This is a genomic window from Variovorax sp. OK605 (assembly GCF_900115445.1).
Lineage (GTDB): Bacteria > Pseudomonadota > Gammaproteobacteria > Burkholderiales > Burkholderiaceae_C > Variovorax.
In genome coordinates this window covers 183,323-204,486 of the sequence record NZ_FOWL01000010.1, presented here as the reverse complement: position 1 = coordinate 204,486, position 21,164 = coordinate 183,323, and the positions used below count along the sequence as shown (strand labels likewise).

The window sequence follows — 21,164 nt, the reverse complement described above, 5'->3', positions numbered from 1 at the left end:
TACGTCGCGGCCTTCGCGTCGCGCTTCCTGCAGATGCTGCAGTACCGCACCGCCGCGCTCGCGGGCTTTGTCACGCAGTGCTGGTGGGGCGGCATCAAGGTGATGGTGCTCGCCGCGTTCTACGGCGGCGCGTCGGTGGCCGGTGCGCCGATGTCGCTCGCGCAGGCCATCACCTACTCCTGGCTCGCGCAGGGGCTGCTCGCGCTGCTGCCGTGGCTCGGCGACCCTGAAGTGGCGCAGGCGGTGCGCACCGGCGCCGTGGCCTACGACCGGTTGCGGCCGGTCGATGCCTATGCGCTGTGGTTCGTGCGCAGCGCGGGCTGGATCGCCGCGCGCGTGCTGCCGCGCCTGGTGCTGATGGCGGCCTTTGCCGCGGTCGCGTTGCCGCTGGCCGGCCTGGGCGACTGGGCCTGGCAGCCGCCGTCGAGCGTGGCCGCCGGGGTCGCGTTCCTGGCGTCGAGCGTGCTCGCGCTGCTGCTGTCGACCTCGATGGTGATGCTGCTGAACATCGCGACGGCCGCGGCGCTCAACGAGCGCGGCATCAACGCGCTGGCGGGCCCGGTCGTCATCGTGTTCTCGGGCAACCTGCTGCCGCTGGTGCTGCTGCCCGACGCGTGGCAGACGGCGCTGCTGCTGCAGCCCTTCGCCGGCGTGGTCGACATTCCCGCGCGGCTGTACTTCGGGCTGATGAGCGGGCCGCAGGCGCTGGTCGGCCTGGGCCTGCAGTGCTTCTGGATCGTGGTGCTTGTCGGGTTCGGCCATGTGGCCATGGGGCGCACGATGCGCAAGCTGGAAGTGCAGGGGGGCTAGATGAAATCTTGCTGCCCGAGAACGCATGGCGCAGAGAAGGCGCCGGGATGAATTCCCTGAGCCTCTTCTTCCGCCTCGTCGGGGCGTCGCTCAGCGGCCAGGCGCACTACCCCGCCTCGGCGCTGATGCGAACGCTGGGGCAGTTCCTCGCGACCGGCATCGAGGTGGTCGCCGTGTGGGCGCTGTTCCATCGCTTCGGCGAGGTGCAAGGCTGGACCCTGGGCGAGGTGGCCGTGTTCTACGGCCTGGTGAACTGCATGTTCGCCATCGCCGATGCGCTGGGCCGCGGCTTCGACGTGCTGGGCACCGAGTTCCTGCGCACCGGCGCGTTCGACCGGCTGCTGCTGCGCCCGCGCCCGCTGGCGCTGCAGCTGATGGGCCACGACCTGCGCATCAGCCGCGTGGGCCGCCTGTTACAGGGCGCGCTGGTGCTGGCCTTCGGCGCGTCGCAGGCCGGCATCGCCTGGACGCCCGGCGCGGTGGCCGTCGCGCTGTTCGCGCTGGCCGGCGGCGTGGCGCTGTTCCTCGGCATCCTCGTGCTGCAGGGCACGCTGTCGTTCTGGACCGTGGAAAGCCTGGAGGTCGCCAACGTGCTGACCTACGGCGGCGTGCAGGCGGCGCAGTTTCCGCTGGCGCTGTATGCGCAGTGGTTCCGCCGGGTGCTGACCTTCATGGTGCCGCTGGCCTGCGTGGCGTACTACCCGGTGCTGGCGATCCTGGGCAAGCCCGATCCGCTGGGGGCGCCAGGGTGGACGGGCTGGGTGTCGCCGCTCGCGGGGTTCTTGTTCCTTGCGGCGGCGTTCGGGGCCTGGCGCTTCGGGTTGCGCCGCTATGCGTCCACCGGAAGCTGAGCCGGGCGCTCAGCCGATCAGGAATCGCACGCGGTAGCGCAGCGTGCGCGTGCGCTTGGCGCCGCCCAGTTCCTCGAAGTTGTCGTCTCCGCCCATCGATGCCGCGGCACCGCCTGCCGACGCCCATTGGTAGTCGCCGTAGGCCCCCGAGTTCTGTGCCTGCGAACCCAGCTCCTCGACCTGCGCAACCGCGCCCAGCGTGACGCCGGCTTCTTCCGCCAGGACCAGGGCCTTGCCGCGCGCCTGCCGGATGGCCGCGGTGCGTGCCGCGGTCTCGGCGCCTTCCGGTGCCTCGAAGCAAGGCTGCTGCATGTCGACGCTCATCGTGTAGCGCGCGTTCGTGAACAGCGGCTCGAGCGCATCGAGCGCTTGATAGAGGCGCCGCGTCTCCCGGCAGGCGATCAGCACGCGGTGCGCCACTTCCTGGCCCACGCTGCGTTTCAGGTACCAGGGCTGCCAGGCGTCGCGTCCACCTTCGGAGATTTCGTCAGAGGTCAGCCCCGCCTCTTTCAGCGTGCGGATCGCGTCGTTGCGCAGGCTGCTTGCTTCGGCCAGCGCCACTTCGGTCTTCGATGCCTTGACGGTGATCGTCAGCGTGGCCCGCTGCTCGACGACCGTTTCGACCAGGTCGCCCAAGCCGGCGACCTGGATATAGGTTTCCATCGGTGCTCAGCCCGCGCTCTGCAACGCCAAGCCCGCATGCTCGCGCAGCGGATGGAAGTGGATCTTCGGGAACCGCTCCTGCGCCAGCCGCACGTCGTACGGCGAGGTGCACAGAAAGGCCAGCGTGTCCGCCGCGTCCTTGGCCATGCGCACCGGGTACGCATTGACGAACTCACGCAGCTCGGCCGGGGTGTCGGCCGTGATCCAGCGCGCGCCGGTGTACTGGCAGCCTTCGAGGCGCACGTCGGCGTCGTACTCGGCCTTCAGGCGGTGCTGCACCACTTCGAACTGCAGCTGGCCGACCGCGCCCAGCAGCATCGGGCCGCCGACCTCGGGGCGGAACACCTGGATGGCACCTTCCTCGCCGAGCTGGGCCAGGCCCTGCTGCAGCTGCTTGGTGCGCAGCGGGTTCTTCAGGATGACGGTCATGAACAGCTCGGGCGCGAAGAAGGGCAGGCCGGTGAACTGCAGGCTCGCGCCGTCGGTGATGGTGTCGCCCAGCTGCACGCCGCCGTGCGTGGTGAAGCCCACGATGTCGCCTGCGTAGGCCTCTTCCACCGCCTCGCGGCGCTGGCTCATGAAGGTCACCACGCTGGTGGGGCGCAGTTCCTTCGAGGTGCGCTGCACCTTGAGCTTCATGCCCGGCGTGTACTTGCCCGAGGCCATGCGCACGAAGGCGATGCGGTCGCGGTGGTTGGCGTCCATGTTGGCCTGCACCTTGAAGACCACGCCCGCGAAGTCCTTGTCCTCGGGCTGGATCTCCTTCACCACCGGCTGGCGATTGACCACCGTGGTGCTGGTGCGCGACTGCGGCTGCGGCGCCAGGTCGACCAGCGCGTCGAGCACTTCCATCACGCCGAAGTTGTTCACGCCGGAACCGAAGAACACGGGCGTCTGCTTGCCGGCCAGGAAGGCCTCGCGGTCCCAGGTGGGCGAGGCGCCGGTGGCGAGCTCCATGCTGTCCATGGCGCTCTCGAAGTCGGCGCCGAAGCGCTTGGTGAGCGCTTCGCGCTCGCTCAGCGCAATGGTCTCGAAGTCGTGCGGCAGCCGCTCGCTGCCCGACTCGAACACCGTCATCGTCTGCGTGCGCAGGTTCATGATGCCCCGGAAGCTCTTGCCCTGGCCCACGGGCCAGGTCATGGGCACGCAGGGCATGCCGAGCTCGCGCTCCACCTCGTCCAGGATGTCCAGCGGCTCGCGCACTTCCCGGTCCATCTTGTTGACGAAGGTGATGATGGGCGTGTCGCGCTGGCGGCAGACCTCGATCAGCCGGCGCGTCTGCGCTTCCACGCCGTTGGCCGCGTCGATCACCATCAGCGCCGAGTCGACGGCGGTGAGCACGCGGTAGGTGTCTTCCGAGAAGTCCTTGTGGCCGGGCGTGTCGAGCAGGTTGATCACGTGGTCGCGGTACAGCATCTGCATGACCGACGAGGCCACCGAGATGCCGCGCTGCTTTTCGATTTCCATCCAGTCGGAGGTGGCATGGCGCGAGGCCTTGCGCGCCTTCACCGAACCGGCGATCTGGATCGCGCCGGAGAAAAGCAGCAGCTTTTCGGTCAGCGTGGTCTTGCCGGCGTCAGGGTGGGAAATGATCGCGAAGGTGCGACGGCGGCGGGTTTCGGCGAGAAAAGACAAGGTGGGCAATCTGCAGGGGAATTGCCCCGATTTTAGAAGGCCGCCCCAAACCCGCCCCCGGCAGCGGCTTCAGTGCTGCAGGATCTTCGACAGGAACTGCTGCGCGCGGTCCGAGCGCGCCGACGGATTGCCGAAGAATTCCTCCTTGGCGCAGTCCTCCACGATGCGGCCGCGGTCCATGAAGATCACCCGGTTCGCCACCTTGCGCGCAAAGCCCATTTCATGGGTGACGCACATCATGGTCATGCCGTCGCGCGCGAGCTCGACCATCACGTCGAGCACCTCGTTGACCATTTCCGGGTCGAGCGCCGAGGTGGGCTCGTCGAACAGCATGGCCACCGGGTTCATGGCAAGGGCGCGCGCGATGGCCACGCGCTGCTGCTGGCCGCCGGACAGCTGGCTGGGGAACTTGTGCGCGTGCGCGCGCATGCCGACGCGCTGCAGCAGCGCCATGGAGGCGGCGCGGGCTTCGGAGGCCGGGCGCTTGAGCACCTTGAGCTGCGCGATCGACAGGTTCTCCTCGATCGACAGGTGCGGAAACAGCTCGAAGTGCTGGAACACCATGCCGACCCGGGCGCGCAGCTTGTTGAGGTCGGTCCTGGGGTCGCCCACCGACACGCCGTCGACGGTGATGCGGCCCTGCTGGAACGGCTCCAGCGCGTTCACGCACTTGATGAGCGTGGACTTGCCCGAGCCCGAAGGCCCGCAGACCACCACCACCTCGCCCTTGCGGATCTCGGTGCTGCAGTCGGTCAGCACCTGGAAGGCGCCGTAGCTCTTGTTCACATGGCTGATGTCGATCATGGGCGTTCGCCGCGGCGCCTTTCAGCGCGTCAGGAGTTGGTGGAGGGTGTTGGCGACCACCCGGGTGGCCTTGCGCAGTTCGTCCAGCGGCACGCGCTCGTCGGCGCGGTGCCCGTTGGCCTCGAGCAGCGACTCGGGGCCGGCGCCGTACATGACCGTGGGAATGCCCGCCTCGCTGTACAGGCGCGCGTCGGTGTACAGCGGCACGCCGATCTGCGTCACGGGCTTGCCCATGACCTCGCCGGCCTCGCGGCACACCAGCGCCGCCAGTTCGTCGGCGCCCGGCGCGGGCGCGAAGGGGCGGGCCAGCAGGATCTGGCGGATGTCCACCGAGATGCCGGGCAGCGGGCGGCAGGCCGCCTCGATCACCTCGCGCAGTTCGGCCTCCACGGCCTCGGGAGATTCCTCGGGCACGATGCGCCGGTCGATGCGCAGGCTCAGCGCGTCGGCCACCACGTTGGTGTTGATGCCGCCGCCGATCAGTCCGACCACCATCGTGGGATGGGTGATGCCGGGCGTCAGCGAGGGGCGCTCGGCCAGGCCGTCGCGGTAGCGGTAGAGCGCGGGCAGCAGGGTGGCCGCGGCCTCGATGGCGTCGTGGCCGGTGTCGGGCCGGGCGGCGTGCGCCGAGGTGCCGCGCACCACGACCTCCAGGTGCAGGCAGCCGTTGTGCGCCACCACGACGTGGTGCGAGAACGCGGCGGAAAGCACGAAGTCGGGCCGGCTCAGGCCCTTGGACAGGATCCAGCCGGGGCCGGTGACGCCGCCGGTTTCCTCGTCGTAGGTCAGGTGCAGCTCGACCGTGCCGGCCAGCGGCGTGCCCGAGGCCGCCAGGTGCTTGAGCGCGCGCATGGCGAAGGCGTAGGTGGTGAAGTCCGATTTCGACACCGCGGCGCCGCGGCCGTAGAGCCAGCCGTCGCGCACCTCGCCGCCGTAGGGGTCGACGCTCCAGCCCGCGCCCGGTGGCACCACGTCGCCGTGCGCGTTGAGCGCCACCACCGGGCCGTCGCCGAAGCGTTCGCGCACGATCAGGTTGGTCACGCTGCGCATGCCGTGCGCGGCCGCGAACTCGGCGGGCACCGCGTGGCGCTCGACCTCGAAGCCCATGGCCTCGAGCAGGCGCGCCGTGAGTTCGGCATGCGGCGCGCAGTCGCCGGGCGGGTTGTCGGAGGGGCAGCGCACCAGCTCGGCGAGCGTGCGCACCTGCTCGTCGAAGTGGGTGTCGATGAATTGGCGCAGGGTGTCGCGCGCTGGAGTGGAGTCGGTCATGGCAGTGATGAAGGTCAGGCGGTCGTGGCGTTCAGAGGAAGCGGTCGATGCGAAAGGGGCTGATGTCGACGTCGGTGCGCCCGTGCACGATCAGGTCGGTCACGAGCCGCGCGGTGACGGGCGCGAGCGTGTAGCCGTTGGAGGTCACGGCGTTGAAGAAGCCGGGGCGGCCCGGCACCTCGCCCAGGATGGGGGCGCCGTCGATGTTCACGTTCATGCCGGCCCAGCAGCGCACCATGTGCAGGCCGCGCACGGCGGGCAGCACACGGGCGGCCACCCACAGGTTGCCTTCGATGCTGTCGCGCTCGGCGCGGTTCAGGCGCATGTCTTCATGGAAGGCGGCCGTCCAGCCGCCGCCCACGATGAGCCCGCCGCTGGCCGCCTGCTTGAGGCTCAGGTGCCGGTCGGCATGCGCGACGAGGTGGTCGACCAGCGGCGGCGCGGGCTCGGTGACGATCATCTGCAGCGGCGCGCCCTTGACCGGGACCGTCACGCCCAGCATGCCGCCGATGGCGCTCGACCACGCGCCGCTCGCGTTCACGATGCGCCCGGCATGGATCACGCCGCGCGAGGTGCGCACCACGTAGCCCGCGTCGTCGCCCGGCAGCGCCTCGATGGCCTGCACGTCGCAGCCGCGCAGCATCCGCGCGCCTTGCTGCTGCGCGCGCCGAGCCACCGCGTAGGTGGCGCGCAGCGGGTTGATCTTTCCCTCCATGGAGCACAGCTCCGCGCCCAGCAGTTCGCCGGACAGCGCGGGCGACAGGCGCCGCAGGTCGGTGCCGTCGATCACCTGCGCGTCGATGCCGTGGCTGCGTTCCAGCGCGGCCTTGGCCTCGAGGAAGCGCATGCCGGCCTGGCTGTCGGCGACCATGAGGCCGCCGGTGATCTTGATCTCGAGGTCTTCGCCGCAATCGGCCTCGATCTCCTGCCACAGGCGCACCGACATCGGCCCCAGCGGCAGCGTGGCCGCGGCCGGGCCGCCGCCCTCCTGCGCCTTGGCGCCGAAATCGAAGGACAGCAGCTGCACGTGCAGGCTGCCCGCGTTGGCGCCCGAGGCCTGCAGGTTGATGTCGTCGCGGTCGACCACCGTCACGTCCTGCCCGGCCTTCGACAGGTAGTAGCCGAGGCAGGAGCCGAGCACGCCGGCGCCGATCACCAGCACGTCGGTGCGCAGCGGCGCGAAGGGCGCGTGCTCCACGGGCCGCGCGAGGTTGGGCGTGATGGCCGGCTTGTGGCCGCCCCACTCGGGTTTCTCGAAACCGAGCGCGCCGGCCGGCACCGGCTTGGCCGGCGGGCGCGGGGCGAAGTACTGCTCGACCTCGGGTGGCCGGCCCGTGAGCTCGGCCAGCAGCCGGCCCGCGGTGGCGGCGCAGTAGCGCGCCTGGCAACGGCCCATGCCCAGGCGCGTGTTGCGCTTGAGCGCGGCCAGGGTGTCGCTGCCGGCGCGGATCTGCTCGCGCACCGAGCCGAAGGTGATCTCCTCGCAGCGGCACAGCAGGGTGTCGTCGGGCACCGCCGCCAGCGTGACGGGCGGCGGCGCGTAGAGCGACCACAGCGCCTGCTGGAAGCACTCGGCCCGGCGCAGGTGGGAGATCGTCTCCGTCTCGGTGGGCCCGGCGAGCCCGTTGGACCCGGCCGGCGCGGCGGCAGCGGCCAGGCCGAGGTTGCGCGCCGCGGCGGTGCCGGCCAGCGTGCCGCGCGCCAGGGCCACGCGCGAGCCGCCCAGGTCGGCACCGTCGCCCACCACGTACACGCCGGGCACGCTGGTGGCGCCGTCTTCCAGCGTGACGGTGGCCAGGTGGCCCAGATGCCGTGGCGCGAGCCGGTGCTTGCAGCCCAGCATGCGCGCGAGTTCGGTGGAGGGAATGAAGCCGTAGCCCAGGCACAGCGTGTCGGCCTCTAGGCGCCGCGCCGTCGCGGCGACCGTGTGGCCTTGGCGGTCGATCCGCGCCACCTGCACGGCGCGCAGGCCGGTGGTGCCGTTGGTGACGCCGGCTTCGTCGGCCTCGCCTTCCGCCGCCACGACGGTGTGCTCCCACAGCACGGGCACGCCGTGCGCGCGCAGTTGCCGCAGGTAGCGCCAGCCGTCGCGCAGCAGGTCGGGTGCCGTGCGCGCCGAGGCCAGCAGGTCGCGCCATTGGCGCAGCGACGGGCGCGCGGCCGATTCCAGCACGGCAACCACCTTGGCGCCGCCGGCGAGCAGCTCGGCCGCCAGTTGCAGGTTGAGCGGTCCGTTGCCCGCGATCACCACGCGGCGCCCCGGGGCGACCCGGTAGGCGCGAGCCAGCGTCTGGCCGGCGCCGGTGGTCATCACGCCGGGCAAGGTCCAGCCGGGGAAGGGCACGGGGCGCTCGTAGGCGCCCGGGGCAATGACCAGTTGCCTGCAGTTGATGACGTGGGCCCGCCCGTCGATCAGCGCCGCGACCTCGCGCGGCGAAAAGGCGGCCCACACCTGCGCGCCCTGGGCGATGGTGACGCCAGCGGCACGCACGTCGTGTTCCAGCGCGAGACCCTGCGCGAACTGGCGGTCGGCCGGCGTGGCCGAGCGGTGCGAGGGCGCGAGCGGCTTGTAGAACTGGCCGCCGGGCTCCAGGCGTTCGTCGAGCACCAGCACCCCGGCGCCGGCCCGGCGCGCCGAAAGCGCCGCCGACAGGCCGGCCGGGCCCGCGCCGATCACCAGCACGTCGACCTGCAGCCGGGCGGGTTCGGCGCCGGCGGCGGGTGCCAGCGGTTGCAGCGGGTCTTCCGCGGTGCCGGCCGGTGGGGTGGAGCGCACCTGCTGGCCGTCGGCCACTTTCGTGAGGCAGGCGCGCTGGCTGGTCCGTCCGTCGACCGTGACGAGGCAGTCGAAGCACGCCCCCATGCCGCAATAAAGACCCCGGCGCTCGCCGCCGCGGGTGTGGCGCATCGCCTTGATGCCGCCGGCCGCCAGCGACGCCGCGATGGTTTCGCCTTCCAGGCCTTCGACCGGTTGCCCGTCGTACCAGAAGCGCACGGGGCGCCCGGCCGGGGTGATGGAAGGGTGGGTCAGTCTGGCGCTCATGGGCAGGTGCGAGGGAAAACGGAAAACGGCGTTGACGCGATTGAATGTATACGTATACTACACGTATACGTATACTTCGTCATCGAATTTTCCAAGGACTGCCCCATGACAGCGTTCCGAGGCACCTATACGGTGCTCATCACCCCCATGACCGACGACGGCCTGCACGTGGACGTGCCGGCACTGAAGAAGCTGGTCAATTGGCAAATCGAGGAGGGAATCCACGGGCTGATCCCTCTGGGGAGCACCGGGGAGTTCCTGTCGCTGACGCCCGATGAGCGCCAGTTGGTGATCGAAACCTGCGTGAGCACCGCTGCAAAACGCGTGCCCGTGTTGATCGGCACCGGTGCGGAGTGGACCGACGAGTGCGTGCGGCTGAGCCGCGAGGCCGAGACCATGGGCGCCGACGGCGTCATGATCATTCCGCCGTTCTACAGCACGCCCACCGACGACGAGCTGTTCGCGCACTACCGCAAGGTGGGCGAGGCGATCGGCATTCCGATCATGGTCTACAACAACCCGGCCACGGCCAACGTCGACCTCAAGCCCGAGCTGGTGGCGCGCCTCTCGCGCATCGACAACTGCAAGTACATCAAGGAGTCGACGCTGGAGGTGACCCGCGTGCGCGACATCATCGAGCTGTGCGGCGACCGCATGACCGTGTTCGCCGGCATCCTGGGCTACGAGTCGTTCTGGCTCGGCGCGCAGGGCTGGGTGGCGGTGTGCTCCAACCTCATTCCGAAGATGTCGGCGCGCCTGTTCGAGCTGGTGGCCGACGAGCGCGACATGCCCGCGGCGCTGGCGCTCTACAAGCAGATGCTGCCGATCGTGCGCTGGGTGGGCGGCCACCGCTACGTGGCGGCCTCGAAGGACGGCCTCTCGATGATGGGCCTGCCGGTGGGCAAGCCGCGCGCGCCGCGCCTGCCGCTGCCCGACGCCGACGTGGCGGACCTGCGCCGCGAACTGGCCCGCCTCGACCTGCTGGACTCGATCCGCGCCTGAGGGCCGGCGCCGCCGCACCCCCTCCTGCTTTCTGCCTTCTGCCTCCTGGCTCCTGCCTTTCCCTTTCGTCGCCTCGTTCATTCCCTGAAGGACTTCACCATGAAACTGCTCCCCGCTCTCGCGTCGGCAACGGCACTCTTCATCTTCTGCGCGGGCGCCGCGAACGCGCAGGCGTGCAAGTCGCCGGTGCCCGACTCGGCCCTCGTCAAGAAGGGCACGCTGACCATGTCGGTCAACCCGACGCTGCCGCCGATGCAGTTCGTCGACCAGACCGGCGCGCTCAAGGGCATGCGCGTGGAGCTCGGCGAGGCGATCGCCAAGCGCCTGTGCCTCACGCCGGAGTACGTGCGCATCGAGTTCTCGGCCATGATCCCCGGCCTGCAGGCCGGGCGCTGGGACGTCATCAACACCGGCATCTTCTACACGGAAGAGCGCGCCAAGCTGATGCAGATGCTCATCTACGAAGACCAGGCGATCAGCATCAGCACCGCCAAGGGCAACCCGCTGAAGATCGCCAAGCCCGAAGACCTGTCGGGCAAGAGCATCGGCGTGGAGCTCGGCGGCTTCGAGGAGCGCAAGGCGCGCGAGCTCGACAAGGCGCTCACCGACAAGGGCATGAAGGGCATGACCATCCGCACCTTCGAGAACTTCGCCATGGCGTTCCAGTCGCTGCGTGCGGGCCAGGTCGACGTGGCCCTGTCGATCGACTCGACCGGCGCCGAATACCAGAAGCGCGGCGACTTCGAGCGCGTGCTGCACGGCCTGTTCCCCACGCCGGTGGCGCTGGCCTCGCGCAACAAGGACCTGGCCGCCGCGATGGCCAAGGTCATGAACGACATGAAGGCCGACGGCAGCTTCCAGAAGCTGTTCGACCAGTACGGCGTGAAGGCCGTCGACGGCGCCGTGGCCGTCAAGGGCCCGGCGGGCTGAGCCGCGCCGTCACCGAGCACACGAAGGAACGTTCATGGGACAAGGCTGGAGCTGGTCGGGGTTCATCGACTATCTGTTCAATCCGTACATCCTCAGCGGCGCGGTCACCACGCTGTGGCTCACGCTCGCTGCGATCGCGGGCGGGCTGGTCGTGGGGTGCGCGCTGGCCCTGGCCCGCCTGTCCAGCCGCCGCTGGGTGGCCGGGCCGGCGCACTTCTACATCTGGGTGTTCCGCGGCACGCCGCTGCTGGTGCAGCTGATCATCATCTACACCGGCTTGCCGCAGCTCGGGCTGAAGCTGTCGGTGATCGAGTCGGCGCTGCTGGGCCTGATCCTCAACGAGGCCGCCTACCTGGCGGAGATCGTGCGCGGCGGCATCCAGTCGATTTCCGCCGGGCAGACCAACGCGGCGCGCGCCGTGGGCTTCAGCAGCGCGCAGACCATGCGCTACATCGTCATGCCCCAGGCCATGCGCCTGATCGTGCCGACGCTGGGCAACAGCATCAACGGGCTGCTCAAGACCACCTCGATCACCTCGGTGATCTCGATGGAGGAGCTGCTGCGCCGCACCCAGGTGCTGATCCAGGAGAAGTTCATGGTGCTCGAGCTGTTCGTCGTCGCGGCCATCTACTACCTGCTGATGACCACCGCCTGGGACTTCATCCAGCGGCGCATCGAGCGCCACTACGGCCGCGCCTACGGCAATGCGAGCGCGCCGGTGGTGCCCGCGGAACCCGCGCTCGAGCAGCGCTAGACGGAAGAGAACGCCCATGAGCACCTACGACCTGATCCTGCGCAACGCCGACATCGCCACCGCGGGCGACCGCTACACCGCCGACATCGGCGTGCGCGACGGGCGCATCTGCGCCATCGCGCAAGGCCTGGACGCCAGCGCCGCGCGCGAGATCGATGCGCGCGGCCGCCTCGTCACGCCGGGCGGCGTGGACGGCCACTGCCACTTCGACCAGCCGACCAGCGACGGCTCGCGCTTCGCGGACGACTTCCTCACGGGCACGCGCTCCGCGGCCTGCGGCGGCACCACCACCGTGCTGCCCTTCGCAGCGCAGCAGAAGGGCCACAGCATCCAGGAAGCGGTGGATGACTACCACCGCCGCGCCGAGGGCAAGGCCGTGATCGACTACGCCTTCCACCTGATCGTGGCCGACGCCACGCGCGACGTGACGCAGCGCGAGCTGCCCGCATTGATCGAGAAGGGCTACACCTCCTTCAAGATCTACATGACCTACGACGACCTCAAGCTGGACGACCGCCAGATCATCGAGGTGCTGGCCACCGCGCGCCGCCACGGCGCGATGACGATGATCCACGCCGAGAACAGCGACTGCATCGCCTGGCTCACCGAGCAGCTGCTCGACGCGGGCCTCACCGCGCCGCGCTACCACAGCAGCTCGCGGCCGATGGCGGTGGAGCGCGAGGCAACGCACCGCGCCATCGCGCTGGCGGAGCTGGTCGACACGCCCATCCTGATAGTGCACGTGTCGGGCCGCGAGGCCGTCGAGCAGATCCACTGGGCGCGCGGGCGCGGCCTGCCGATCCACGCGGAAACCTGCCCGCAGTACCTGTTCCTGAGCGCCGAGGACCTGGGCATCGACCCCGACGATCCGATGCACGGCGCACGCTGCATCTGCAGCCCGCCGCCGCGCGACAAGGCCAACCAGCAGTTCATCTGGAACGGGCTGTCCAGCGGGCTGTTCACCATCTTCTCGTCCGACCACGCGCCCTTCAACATGAACGGCAGCGACGGCAAGCGCGTGGCCGGCGACGACGCCTCGTTCGACCGCATCCCGAACGGCATTCCCGGCGTGGAAACCCGCCTGCCGCTGCTCATGAGCGAGGGCGTGCTCAAGGGGCGCATCGACATCCACCGCTTCGTGGAGCTCACGGCCACCAACCCGGCGCGGCTGTACGGGCTGTACCCGCGCAAGGGCACCATTGCAGTCGGCAGCGACGCCGACTTCGTGGTGTGGGACGTGTACGCCAAGGGGCAGGAGAAGCGGCTCACCAACGACATGCTCCACCACGCCGTCGACTACACGCCGTACGAAGGCATGGCGTTGCGCGCCTGGCCGGGCATCACCGTGTCGCGCGGGCGCGTGGTGTGGGAAGACGGCGAATTCCTGGCCGAGCCGGGCTCGGGCCAGTTCCTTCCGTGCCTGCGTCCGCGTGCGCCGAACGACGGCAATCCGCTGGACAAATGGCTCTGAAGCCGCCGGGCCGCGCCGCCATGCGGCCCTGATAAGCTCACCCGCCCTTGTGGCCCACGCCATTCTCCGCATGCCCAGCCTTCCCAGCCCCACGCAGCCCGCCACCATCACGATCGCACCCCTGGAGGTGCGCTCGGCCAGCCTGGCCGAGCAGGCCTACGAGCGGCTGCGCACGCTCATCCTCGACCGCCAGATCTCGCCCGGCAGCCCGCTGCAGGAAGCGCGGCTGGCGGAAGACCTGCGCATTTCGCGCACGCCGATGCGCGAGGCGCTCGTGCGGCTGGCGGGCGAAGGGCTGCTGGTGCGGCGCGACGCGCGTTCCTACGCCGTGCGCGCGCTGGGCACCAAGGAGTACTTCGACTGCATGCGCGCGCGCGAGGTGATCGAGGGCGAAGCCATCGCGCTGGCCGTCGGCAAGATCACCGACGCCGAGATCGATGCGCTCGAGGCCGACATCGCCGCGCTCGGCGGCGGCGAGCACAGCGAGACCGAGCACTGGCACTTCGACGACCGCTTCCACCTGCTGATCGCCACGGCCAGCGGCAACGTGGTGTTTCCGCGGCTGGTGGAGGAACTGCGCGTCAACGCGCGGCTGTTCCGCCTGCACAGCCCGCTGCACAGGCAGCCGGAGAACCACGACGAGCACGGCGAGATCATTCGCGCGCTGCGTGCGCGGGACGCGGAGCGCGCCCGCACGGCGATGCGCGATCACCTGCGCAGCCTGCAGGAAGACGTGCGGCGCGCGCTGATCGAATAAGCGACCGAACGGAAGCAGCCGGACAGCTGCAGCCGGACGGCTGCAGGCGAGGGTTCAGGCGTCCGGATGCCGACCCGCGTGCCCCGCGATCGCCTCGACGATCTGCGGCCACATCGACACCGGCAGCGCATGCCCCATGCGCGGAATGCGCAACAGCGTCGCCCCCGGAATGGCATCGGCCACGTCGACGCCGCAGGCCACCGGCACCAGCGGATCGGCGTCGCCGTGGATCACCAGCGTGGGCACGCGCACGCCGCGCAGCGCGGGCCCGCGGTTGCCCGAGGCCAGGATGGCCGCGAGCTGGCGCGCCACGCCGGGCGGATTGAGGCCGCGCAGGAAGACGAGCTGCGCTCTTTCGGTGTCGCGCGCCTCGTCGAGCGGAAAGGCCGACGGGCCGCGCAGCACGCGCCACACCTTGGCGTAGTGCGGCAGGTAGGCCTCGAAATTCGTGGGCGACGGCGAGAACAGCATGGCCATGGCTTCCGGCGTGGGCGGTGGCAGGCCCGGCGCGCCGGTGGTCGACATGATGCTGGTGAACGACAGCAGCCGGTGCGCATGGTGAATGCACAGCTCCTGCCCGATGGCGCCGCCCATCGAGGCGCCCACGACGTGCGCGCGCGCAATGCCCAGCGCGTCGAGCAGCCCGACGCAGTCGGCGGCCATGTCGCGCAGGGTGTAGGGCACCTGCAGCGCCCGGCCGGCCATGGCGTCCAGCATCAGCGCCTGGATGTCGGGCACGCCCAGGTGCGTGAGGTAGGTCGAGTGGCCGATGTCGCGGTTGTCGAAACGGATCACGCGCAGCCCGCCGGCCTCGGCGAGGCGGGCGCAGAACGCGTCGTCCCACGCGACCATCTGGGCGCCCAGGCCCATGACAAGCAGCATCGGCGGCGCGCCCGGGTCGCCGAAGCTGTCCCAGGCGAGCTCGATGCCGTTGGCGCGCGTGCGCCGCTCGACGCGTGGCGCGGCGGCGCTCATGCCAGAAAGCTCCGGCTCACTTGCGCTGCAGCATCTTGGTGACTTCGTCGACGTTGGCCTGGATGCGCTGGCGCACCACGTCGAAGGCATCGGCCTGCGACTTGGCGGCCAGGTTGGCCAGCTCCTTGATGTCGTCGACGGCGCGCTGGAACGACTGGCGGCCGAGCTCGTCGAGCTTGGACAGGTTTTCCTTGGGGTCCTTGCCGGGCATGCCCTTGGCGGCCGTCTGCCACTCGCCGATGGCGGTCTTGATCATCTCGGTCTGCCGCTGCACCACGGCCTGCAGCCCCTGGTAGGACTTCTCGTTGGCTTGCATCAGCGCCTGCAGGTCCTTGCGCCCGCTGTCCAGCAGCTTGCCGGCGCCGCCGGTCAGGTTGAGGTTCTGCAGCCGGTCGGCCATGCCCTTCAGCGGATTGAGCATGTCCGCGGCGTCCGGCATCGCCTTCTTCTCGCTGGCGGTGCTGCTGGTGCTACTGCTGCTGGAGGTGGTCTTCTTGGCGGCGGCTTTCTTGGCAGTGGCCATGGTGCGGAATCTCCTGTGTCGGGTGAACGGGTGGGTGGCTGGGACCGGCCGGGCGGCAAAGTCCCTCGCCACGATACGCGCACAGGCGCGCCCGGGGCTTGCCGCCGCGACAAAAATGCCTGCGGGATTTCCCTTGGAGGCCGGGCTTGCCTGCTTTCGCCTTACATCGGCGGCGCGAAGCCGTCGCGCCCGGCCGTCACGCGCAGCGCGGTGGGCGTGCCGTTCTTTTCCTGCGCGCTGATCATCACCTTGGCGCCGGGCACCAGCAGCGCGTCGGTGCCGGGGCGGAAGGTGACCACCGGCACGTCGGGCGGCACGATGACGGTCTTCTCGCCGCCCTTGTAGGTCAGCCGCAGCTGCTGCCCGCCGCGCACCGACTTCGGCGCGGAGGCCAGGTCGGCGACCGTGGCGTTGGTCATGGTGCTGTCGGGCATCAGGTCCCACGGCCGGTGGCCTTCGCCGGTGCCGCGCGCGGCCTCGGGGAACACCACCACCTCGAGCGCCTTCTGCGTGCCGTCGGGCTGCGGCATGGCGGCGGTGCCGATGAAGCTGCCGCGCTTGATGTCGGACAGCTTGATGCGATAGACCTCCGAGACCGGCATGCCGGCCGGCCGCGCGAGCGAGACGACTTCGCCGCCGCGGTCCTGGACCACGAGGGTGCTGGCATCGACGCGCACGATGGTGCCGCGGATGCGCACGGTGTCGGCGCCTTGGGCCGCGGCAATGCCGGGGAGGGCGGCGCCCAGGCACAGGGCGGTGGCGGCAAGCAGTGCGCTGGAGGCGCGGAACGAGAGGGTCGGCATGGCGGCGTGGGGAGGCTGGTGGAGGTGCGGCCAATGTACGTCGCGCCGGCCAATCGTGCCCGCGGCCGACTTACGGCGGAATGAGCAAGGGCCGCAGGCCGGGCGGTGCGGCATGCGGCCCTTTTCAGGCAAGGCGCCGCTTTGTCAGCCTCTCAGCCTCTCAGCCCGTCAGTCGATCAGCCCGATCTCGAGCGCGCCCGCCGTGGCCGGGTTGCGCGAGCCGACCATCGCGAAGAGCTTGCTGCCCTGGCTCGCGAAATGGAAGGCGGTGCCGAACGACGCCGCGCGCATGTTGACCGGGCCGACCGCGCCCATGGAGCCCAGCGTGGCGCCGAACGTGCCGGTGGCACCGCCCGGGAGCACCTGCGTGCGTGCATAGCCCGACGCGTCGATGGCCGTGCCGCCCCAGCTGCCGTTGGTGGCGCCGCCGCGCGCCGTGACGGCGGGCCAGGTGGCGCGCTCCGCCAGGCCGATCCGGAACACCGACGTCGTGGGCGTCGACGGCACGATGCCGGCCGAGAGGTAGACGTTCTCGTTGCCCACGCGCGCGATCGCGAAGCTGCCGCGGTCCGCCGGGTTGCTCACGTTCACGATGTTCCAGGTGTCGACGCTGGCGCCGGGCGACACCGTGTAGGTCAGCAGCGTGGCCGCGGGGCAGGTGTCGATGCGGTAGATCGTGCTGTTGTTGCACAGGTAGAGCGCGGTGCCGCCGCTGGCGACCTGGATCTGCGTGATCGACGAGTCGCCGCCCGCGGCCGTCAGGTTGACGCCCAGCCGGTTGTAGACGCCGTCCAGCGCCGCCTGCGTCTTCACCAGCGCGCGCGATGCCACGAAGGGCCGCACGCCGTAGCTCACCGGCGTGACCTGCGCCACCGCGAACGGGAACGAGCCGACCACCGTGTCCGCGGCCAGGCGGAAGCGCGCCGTGTTCACGGGGCTGGCGATCCGCGCGCTGTCGAACACGAAGCTGCCGGCTTCGGCCGCGTCCTCGGAGAAGCTGCCCGAGGCGGCCGTGCCGGTCTCGTCGGTCATCTCGTAGCGCTTGCTGTCCAGGTTCAGCGCCAGCGCCTGGCGCGTGCCGTTGCTGGCGTAGACCTTGTAGCGGCCGTTGCGCGCGTCGGGTGCCGCGCCGGTGTCGATCAGGTTGAGCTGCAGGTAGCCCTGCGTGTTCGGGTTGCGCGAGCCCACGAGCACCGACAGCGCGCCGCCCTGCATCGCGAAGTACCGGCTCGTGCCGCCGCTGTTGACGCCCCGGATGCCTTCGGGCTGCAGCGCGAAGGTGCCGCCCACCGGCATCGCCAGGCTGGCGTAGGTGCCGTCCGTGCCGGTGCTCGTGCGCACCGAGTTCGCGCTGTCGATCAGGTTGCTGCCCCAGCTGCCCGTGGTCGATGCGCCGACGCCGCGCGTGGCGGGCCAGCTCGAAGACTCGGGCAGGCCGATGCGCATGAACTGCACGGCCGGCGCGGTGCTGACGCCGCCGGCCAGGTACACGTTTTGCCCGCCGATGCGCGCCATGCGGAAGTTCGCGACATCGCCGGCGTTGGCCACGTTGGTCCCGACCCAGGTGTCGTCGGTGCCGGACGCGACCGCGTAGGTGCGCTTCGAGGCCGCGGGGCAGAGGTCGATCTTGTAGATCACCGCGTCGTTGCAGATCTCGAGCACGGTGCCGCTGCCCGACAGGCGCATCGACAGTATCGCGGAGTCCTGCGCGTTGCCCGGGCTGCGCGTGACGCTGAAGCGGTTGTAGGTGCCGTCCAGCAGCGCCGCGGTGGCGACGAACTCGCGGGCCGCCACGAAGGGCTGCGCGGCGTAGGCGACGGGGCTCGCATACGCCGTGGCGAACGGGAAGGCGCCCACGATGGCGTCCGCCGTGACCCGAAAGCGCGAGGTGTTGGCCGCGGTCGTGATGCGGCCGCTGGCGAACACGTAGGTGCCGGGCTCGGTGAAGTCCTCGCCGAACGTGCCCGACTCGGGCAGGTTGGGGCTGTCCGTCATCGTGTAGCTGCCGGCGTCGAAGTCGACCGTCAACTGCTGCTGCGTGCCGTTGGCCGCGTAGACGCGGTAGGTGCCGTTGCGCGCGTCGGCGATGTCCTGGGTGCCTTGGGTGCCCTGTGCTGCCTTGGCCTTGACCAGTGCGGGCGCCGGCGCCGCGGCTTGCGTGTTCGGCGCGGCATTGCCGCTGCCGCTCGCCAGCGGCAGGCCGCCGCCCGCGCCTTCACCCCCGCCCCCGCCGCCGCAGGCCGCCAGCAAGGCCGCCAGACCGCAACCCGTGAGATATCTCGTCATCCTCATGTGAGCCCTCTTTCTTGTACGAGGGGCTCGGCAGAAAGCCGGCTGGCTGCTGAACCGAACCCTGGGGAAATCGTAAAAAGAGGTGTCTTGAACCCGCAGGGTGGCGAATGTCAGCCTGCCCGGGGGCGCAAATCCCCCGGATTGGCTGCGCCTGCCGCCGCGTCTACAATCCGCGGTTCCGAGGAGCGTTGCAGCGCCATCAGGCGTGAGGCTCGGACCACATCGCAACCACGCTCACCCGCTGTTCTCGCGGTGAGTCCTTCCCCGTACGCAGTGGCATCTTTCAAACCAGTTTTGGAGTCCTCATGAGCGCTGTTCTCAAGCCCAACCCCGTTTCGACCGCCAACCAGGCGATTGCCGACCTCTCCCTCGCCGCCTGGGGCCGCAAGGAAATCCGCATCGCCGAAACCGAGATGCCCGGCCTGATGGCCATCCGTGAAGAGTTCTCCAAGGGCCAGGCGCTCAAGGGCGCGCGCATCACGGGCTCGCTGCACATGACCATCCAGACGGCCGTGCTGATCGAGACGCTGCAAGCCCTGGGCGCCGACGTGCGCTGGGCCTCGTGCAACATCTTCTCCACGCAGGACCACGCCGCCGCCGCCATCGCCGAAAAGGGCACGCCGGTGTTCGCCATCAAGGGCGAGTCGCTGAAGGACTACTGGGACTACACCCACGCCATCTTCGACTTCGGCCCCAAGGGTTCCAAGGGCGAAGGCCCGAACATGATCCTGGACGACGGCGGCGATGCCACGCTGCTGATGCACCTGGGCCAGCGCGCAGAGAAGGACCTGGGCGTGCTCGCCAACCCGACCAGCGAAGAAGAACGCATCCTGTTCGCGGCCATCAAGGCCAAGCTGGCTGTCGATGACAGCTGGTACACCCGCAAGTCGGCCGAAATCATCGGCGTGACCGAAGAGACGACCACCGGCGTGCACCGCCTGAACGAAATGTCGGCCAAGGGCACGCTGCTGTTCCGCGCCATCAACGTGAACGACTCGGTCACCAAGAGCAAGTTCGACAACCTGTACGGCTGCCGCGAGTCGCTGGTCGACGGCATCAAGCGCGCAACCGACGTGATGATCGCTGGCAAGGTGGCACTGGTGGCCGGCTACGGCGACGTGGGCAAGGGCTCGGCACAGGCACTGCGCGCACTGAGCGCCCAGGTGTGGGTCACTGAAATCGACCCCATCAACGCCCTGCAGGCCGCCATGGAAGGCTACAAGGTCGTGACGATGGAGTACGCCGCCGACAAGGCCGACATCTTCGTGACGACCACCGGCAACAAGGACGTCATCACGCACGACACCATGGCCAAGATGAAGGACCAGGCGATCGTCTGCAACATCGGCCACTTCGACAACGAGATCGACGTCGCGTCGATCGAGAAGTACGAATGGGAAGAGATCAAGCCGCAGGTCGACCACATCACCTTCCCGGACGGCAAGAAGATCATCCTGCTGGCCAAGGGCCGCCTGGTGAACCTGGGCTGCGGCACGGGCCACCCGAGCTTCGTGATGTCGTCGTCGTTCGCCAACCAGACCATCGCCCAGATCGAGCTGTTCACCAAGCCCGACGCCTACCAGGCCGGCAAGGTCTACGTGCTGCCCAAGCACCTGGACGAAAAGGTCGCGCGCCTGCACCTGAAGAAGGTCGGCGCCATGCTGACCGAGCTGACCGACTCGCAGGCCGCCTACATCGGCGTGAGCAAGAACGGCCCTTACAAGCCGGACACGTACCGCTACTGATCCGCGCATGCGCGCCGATCAACTGTTGGTAGAGCGCGGCCTGGCCGCGTCGCGTTCGCAGGCCGTGCGGCTCATTGCCGGCGGCATGCGCTGGCGCGACGCGGGCACGAGCGACGCCTGGCGCTCGGTCGTCAAGAACAAGGACGAGGTGCCCGAATCCGCGGAGCTCGAGCTCGACGACGCGGCCGAGGCGCGCTACGTCTCGCGCGGCGGGCTCAAGCTCGAAGGCGCGCTGGCGGTGAGCGGCGTGGACCCGGCCGGCAAGCTGTGCCTCGACGTGGGCCAGTCGACCGGCGGCTTCACCGATTGCCTGCTGCAGCGCGGTGCCGCCAAGGTGGTGGGCGTCGACGTCGGCCACGGGCAGCTGCATGCGAAGTTGCGCGAGGACGCGCGCGTGGTCGCCATCGAAGGCGTCAATGCGCGGGCGCTGTCGGCCGATGACCTCGCCGAGGAGCCTGAAGAGGGCGACGAAGGCGAGCCGGAAGAAGGCGCAGGGGAGTCTTCTGCCCCGCGCTTCGACCTGATCGTGGGCGACCTGTCGTTCATCTCGCTCACGCTGGTGCTGCCGGCGGTCGTGGAGTTCCTGGCCGACGACGGCCAGTTGCTGATGCTGGTCAAGCCGCAGTTCGAACTGCAGCCCGGCCAGGTCGGCAAGGGCGGCATCGTGCGCGACGAGACCATGTATGCGGTGGTCGAGAAGCGCCTGCACGACGCCTGCGCGGCGCTCGAGCTGAAAGTGCTGCGCTGGTTCGACAGCCCGATCGCCGGGGGCGACGGCAACCGCGAGTTTTTCATTCACGCCGTTCGTGCCGACCGGGCGAACGACGCTTCCTGAGG

At 69.9% G+C, this 21,164-nt stretch carries 18 protein-coding genes and 1 riboswitch; of the genes, 9 read left to right on the top strand and 9 right to left on the bottom strand.

Annotated features, from left to right (window positions below):
- Window positions 1–33 precede the first annotated feature (33 nt).
- Both BM013_RS25845 and BM013_RS25840 read left to right on the top strand, forming a co-directional pair.
- Entirely contained in the window at window positions 34–810 is a 777-nt protein-coding gene (locus tag BM013_RS25845) for an ABC transporter permease (RefSeq protein ID WP_093130615.1), read from the top strand.
- Window positions 811–857: 47 nt separating this feature from the next.
- On the top strand, window positions 858–1,661 hold the full coding sequence (locus BM013_RS25840; RefSeq protein ID WP_093130511.1) for an ABC transporter permease: 804 nt from the start codon (window positions 858–860) through the stop codon (window positions 1,659–1,661).
- 9 nt (window positions 1,662–1,670) lie between these two features.
- Here the strand turns inward: BM013_RS25840 and BM013_RS25835 are convergent, their stop codons facing one another.
- The 5 genes from BM013_RS25835 to BM013_RS25815 all read right to left on the bottom strand — a co-directional run bounded on the left by BM013_RS25835 (window position 1,671) and on the right by BM013_RS25815 (window position 9,075).
- On the bottom strand, window positions 1,671–2,324 hold the full coding sequence (locus tag BM013_RS25835) for an SIMPL domain-containing protein (RefSeq protein ID WP_093130510.1): 654 nt from the start codon (window positions 2,322–2,324) through the stop codon (window positions 1,671–1,673).
- A gap of 6 nt (window positions 2,325–2,330) precedes the next feature.
- Window positions 2,331–3,959 carry a peptide chain release factor 3 gene (locus tag BM013_RS25830; RefSeq protein ID WP_093130509.1) on the bottom strand — a complete coding sequence of 543 codons (1,629 nt, stop codon included), beginning with the start codon at window positions 3,957–3,959 and terminating at the stop codon, window positions 2,331–2,333.
- Between the two features lie 69 nt (window positions 3,960–4,028).
- Window positions 4,029–4,763 (bottom strand): amino acid ABC transporter ATP-binding protein, encoded by a 735-nt coding sequence (locus BM013_RS25825; RefSeq protein ID WP_093130508.1) that lies wholly within the window; start codon window positions 4,761–4,763, stop codon window positions 4,029–4,031.
- Between the two features lie 21 nt (window positions 4,764–4,784).
- Window positions 4,785–6,032 (bottom strand): M20/M25/M40 family metallo-hydrolase, encoded by a 1,248-nt coding sequence (locus tag BM013_RS25820; RefSeq protein WP_093130507.1) that lies wholly within the window; start codon window positions 6,030–6,032, stop codon window positions 4,785–4,787.
- Between the two features lie 31 nt (window positions 6,033–6,063).
- The gene (locus BM013_RS25815; protein ID WP_093130506.1) at window positions 6,064–9,075 is read right to left on the bottom strand and encodes an FAD-dependent oxidoreductase; all 3,012 of its coding nucleotides are present in this window, start codon (window positions 9,073–9,075) and stop codon (window positions 6,064–6,066) included.
- A 105-nt stretch (window positions 9,076–9,180) separates the two neighbouring features.
- On the opposite strand from BM013_RS25815, the gene BM013_RS25810 reads away from it, so the two are divergent.
- The 5 genes from BM013_RS25810 (at window position 9,181) to BM013_RS25790 (ending at window position 13,989) form a co-directional block, all read left to right on the top strand.
- On the top strand, window positions 9,181–10,077 hold the full coding sequence (locus BM013_RS25810; RefSeq protein WP_093130505.1) for a dihydrodipicolinate synthase family protein: 897 nt from the start codon (window positions 9,181–9,183) through the stop codon (window positions 10,075–10,077).
- Window positions 10,078–10,176: 99 nt separating this feature from the next.
- Window positions 10,177–11,007, top strand: a complete 831-nt coding sequence (locus BM013_RS25805) for an ABC transporter substrate-binding protein (RefSeq protein ID WP_093130504.1) — start codon at window positions 10,177–10,179, stop codon at window positions 11,005–11,007.
- 34 nt (window positions 11,008–11,041) lie between these two features.
- Window positions 11,042–11,761 carry an amino acid ABC transporter permease gene (locus BM013_RS25800; RefSeq protein WP_093130503.1) on the top strand — a complete coding sequence of 240 codons (720 nt, stop codon included), beginning with the start codon at window positions 11,042–11,044 and terminating at the stop codon, window positions 11,759–11,761.
- 16 nt (window positions 11,762–11,777) lie between these two features.
- Complete coding sequence (gene hydA / locus BM013_RS25795) at window positions 11,778–13,232, top strand: dihydropyrimidinase (protein WP_093130502.1); 1,455 nt, start codon at window positions 11,778–11,780, stop codon at window positions 13,230–13,232.
- A 70-nt stretch (window positions 13,233–13,302) separates the two neighbouring features.
- Window positions 13,303–13,989 (top strand): GntR family transcriptional regulator, encoded by a 687-nt coding sequence (locus tag BM013_RS25790; RefSeq protein ID WP_093130614.1) that lies wholly within the window; start codon window positions 13,303–13,305, stop codon window positions 13,987–13,989.
- 54 nt (window positions 13,990–14,043) lie between these two features.
- Here BM013_RS25790 and BM013_RS25785 read toward each other — a convergent pair whose 3' ends face one another.
- The 4 genes from BM013_RS25785 to BM013_RS25770 form a co-directional block, all read right to left on the bottom strand.
- Window positions 14,044–14,964, bottom strand: coding sequence for an alpha/beta fold hydrolase (locus BM013_RS25785; RefSeq protein ID WP_093130501.1), 921 nt, complete (start codon window positions 14,962–14,964; stop codon window positions 14,044–14,046).
- A gap of 16 nt (window positions 14,965–14,980) precedes the next feature.
- A complete protein-coding gene (gene phaP / locus BM013_RS25780; RefSeq protein ID WP_093130500.1) occupies window positions 14,981–15,487 on the bottom strand; it encodes a TIGR01841 family phasin in 507 nt (168 codons plus the stop codon).
- Window positions 15,488–15,648: 161 nt separating this feature from the next.
- Window positions 15,649–16,290 carry a hypothetical protein gene (locus BM013_RS25775; protein WP_093130499.1) on the bottom strand — a complete coding sequence of 214 codons (642 nt, stop codon included), beginning with the start codon at window positions 16,288–16,290 and terminating at the stop codon, window positions 15,649–15,651.
- A gap of 168 nt (window positions 16,291–16,458) precedes the next feature.
- Window positions 16,459–18,582, bottom strand: coding sequence for a hypothetical protein (locus BM013_RS25770; RefSeq protein ID WP_143098336.1), 2,124 nt, complete (start codon window positions 18,580–18,582; stop codon window positions 16,459–16,461).
- A 174-nt stretch (window positions 18,583–18,756) separates the two neighbouring features.
- A riboswitch (S-adenosyl-L-homocysteine riboswitch) is annotated at window positions 18,757–18,825 on the top strand.
- 62 nt (window positions 18,826–18,887) lie between these two features.
- On the opposite strand from BM013_RS25770, the gene ahcY reads away from it, so the two are divergent.
- A complete protein-coding gene (ahcY, locus tag BM013_RS25765; protein WP_093130497.1) occupies window positions 18,888–20,327 on the top strand; it encodes an adenosylhomocysteinase in 1,440 nt (479 codons plus the stop codon).
- Between the two features lie 7 nt (window positions 20,328–20,334).
- Entirely contained in the window at window positions 20,335–21,162 is an 828-nt protein-coding gene (locus BM013_RS25760; protein WP_093130496.1) for a TlyA family RNA methyltransferase, read from the top strand.
- The last annotated feature ends 2 nt before the right edge of the window (window positions 21,163–21,164 follow it).

Bases quoted from the DNA above. Each gene is read 5' to 3' on its own strand.
- BM013_RS25845 (WP_093130615.1), top strand. From the start codon at position 34: ATGCTGCAGTACCGCACCGCCGCGCTCGCGGGCTTTGTCACGCAGTGC.
- BM013_RS25840 (WP_093130511.1), top strand. From the start codon at position 858: ATGAATTCCCTGAGCCTCTTCTTCCGCCTCGTCGGGGCGTCGCTCAGC.
- BM013_RS25835 (WP_093130510.1), bottom strand. From the start codon at position 2,324: ATGGAAACCTATATCCAGGTCGCCGGCTTGGGCGACCTGGTCGAAACG.
- BM013_RS25825 (WP_093130508.1), bottom strand. From the start codon at position 4,763: ATGATCGACATCAGCCATGTGAACAAGAGCTACGGCGCCTTCCAGGTG.
- BM013_RS25820 (WP_093130507.1), bottom strand. From the start codon at position 6,032: ATGACCGACTCCACTCCAGCGCGCGACACCCTGCGCCAATTCATCGAC.
- BM013_RS25815 (WP_093130506.1), bottom strand. From the start codon at position 9,075: ATGAGCGCCAGACTGACCCACCCTTCCATCACCCCGGCCGGGCGCCCC.
- BM013_RS25810 (WP_093130505.1), top strand. From the start codon at position 9,181: ATGACAGCGTTCCGAGGCACCTATACGGTGCTCATCACCCCCATGACC.
- BM013_RS25805 (WP_093130504.1), top strand. From the start codon at position 10,177: ATGAAACTGCTCCCCGCTCTCGCGTCGGCAACGGCACTCTTCATCTTC.
- BM013_RS25800 (WP_093130503.1), top strand. From the start codon at position 11,042: ATGGGACAAGGCTGGAGCTGGTCGGGGTTCATCGACTATCTGTTCAAT.
- hydA (WP_093130502.1), top strand. From the start codon at position 11,778: ATGAGCACCTACGACCTGATCCTGCGCAACGCCGACATCGCCACCGCG.
- BM013_RS25790 (WP_093130614.1), top strand. From the start codon at position 13,303: ATGCCCAGCCTTCCCAGCCCCACGCAGCCCGCCACCATCACGATCGCA.
- BM013_RS25785 (WP_093130501.1), bottom strand. From the start codon at position 14,964: ATGAGCGCCGCCGCGCCACGCGTCGAGCGGCGCACGCGCGCCAACGGC.
- phaP (WP_093130500.1), bottom strand. From the start codon at position 15,487: ATGGCCACTGCCAAGAAAGCCGCCGCCAAGAAGACCACCTCCAGCAGC.
- BM013_RS25775 (WP_093130499.1), bottom strand. From the start codon at position 16,290: ATGCCGACCCTCTCGTTCCGCGCCTCCAGCGCACTGCTTGCCGCCACC.
- BM013_RS25770 (WP_143098336.1), bottom strand. From the start codon at position 18,582: ATGAGGATGACGAGATATCTCACGGGTTGCGGTCTGGCGGCCTTGCTG.
- ahcY (WP_093130497.1), top strand. From the start codon at position 18,888: ATGAGCGCTGTTCTCAAGCCCAACCCCGTTTCGACCGCCAACCAGGCG.
- BM013_RS25760 (WP_093130496.1), top strand. From the start codon at position 20,335: ATGCGCGCCGATCAACTGTTGGTAGAGCGCGGCCTGGCCGCGTCGCGT.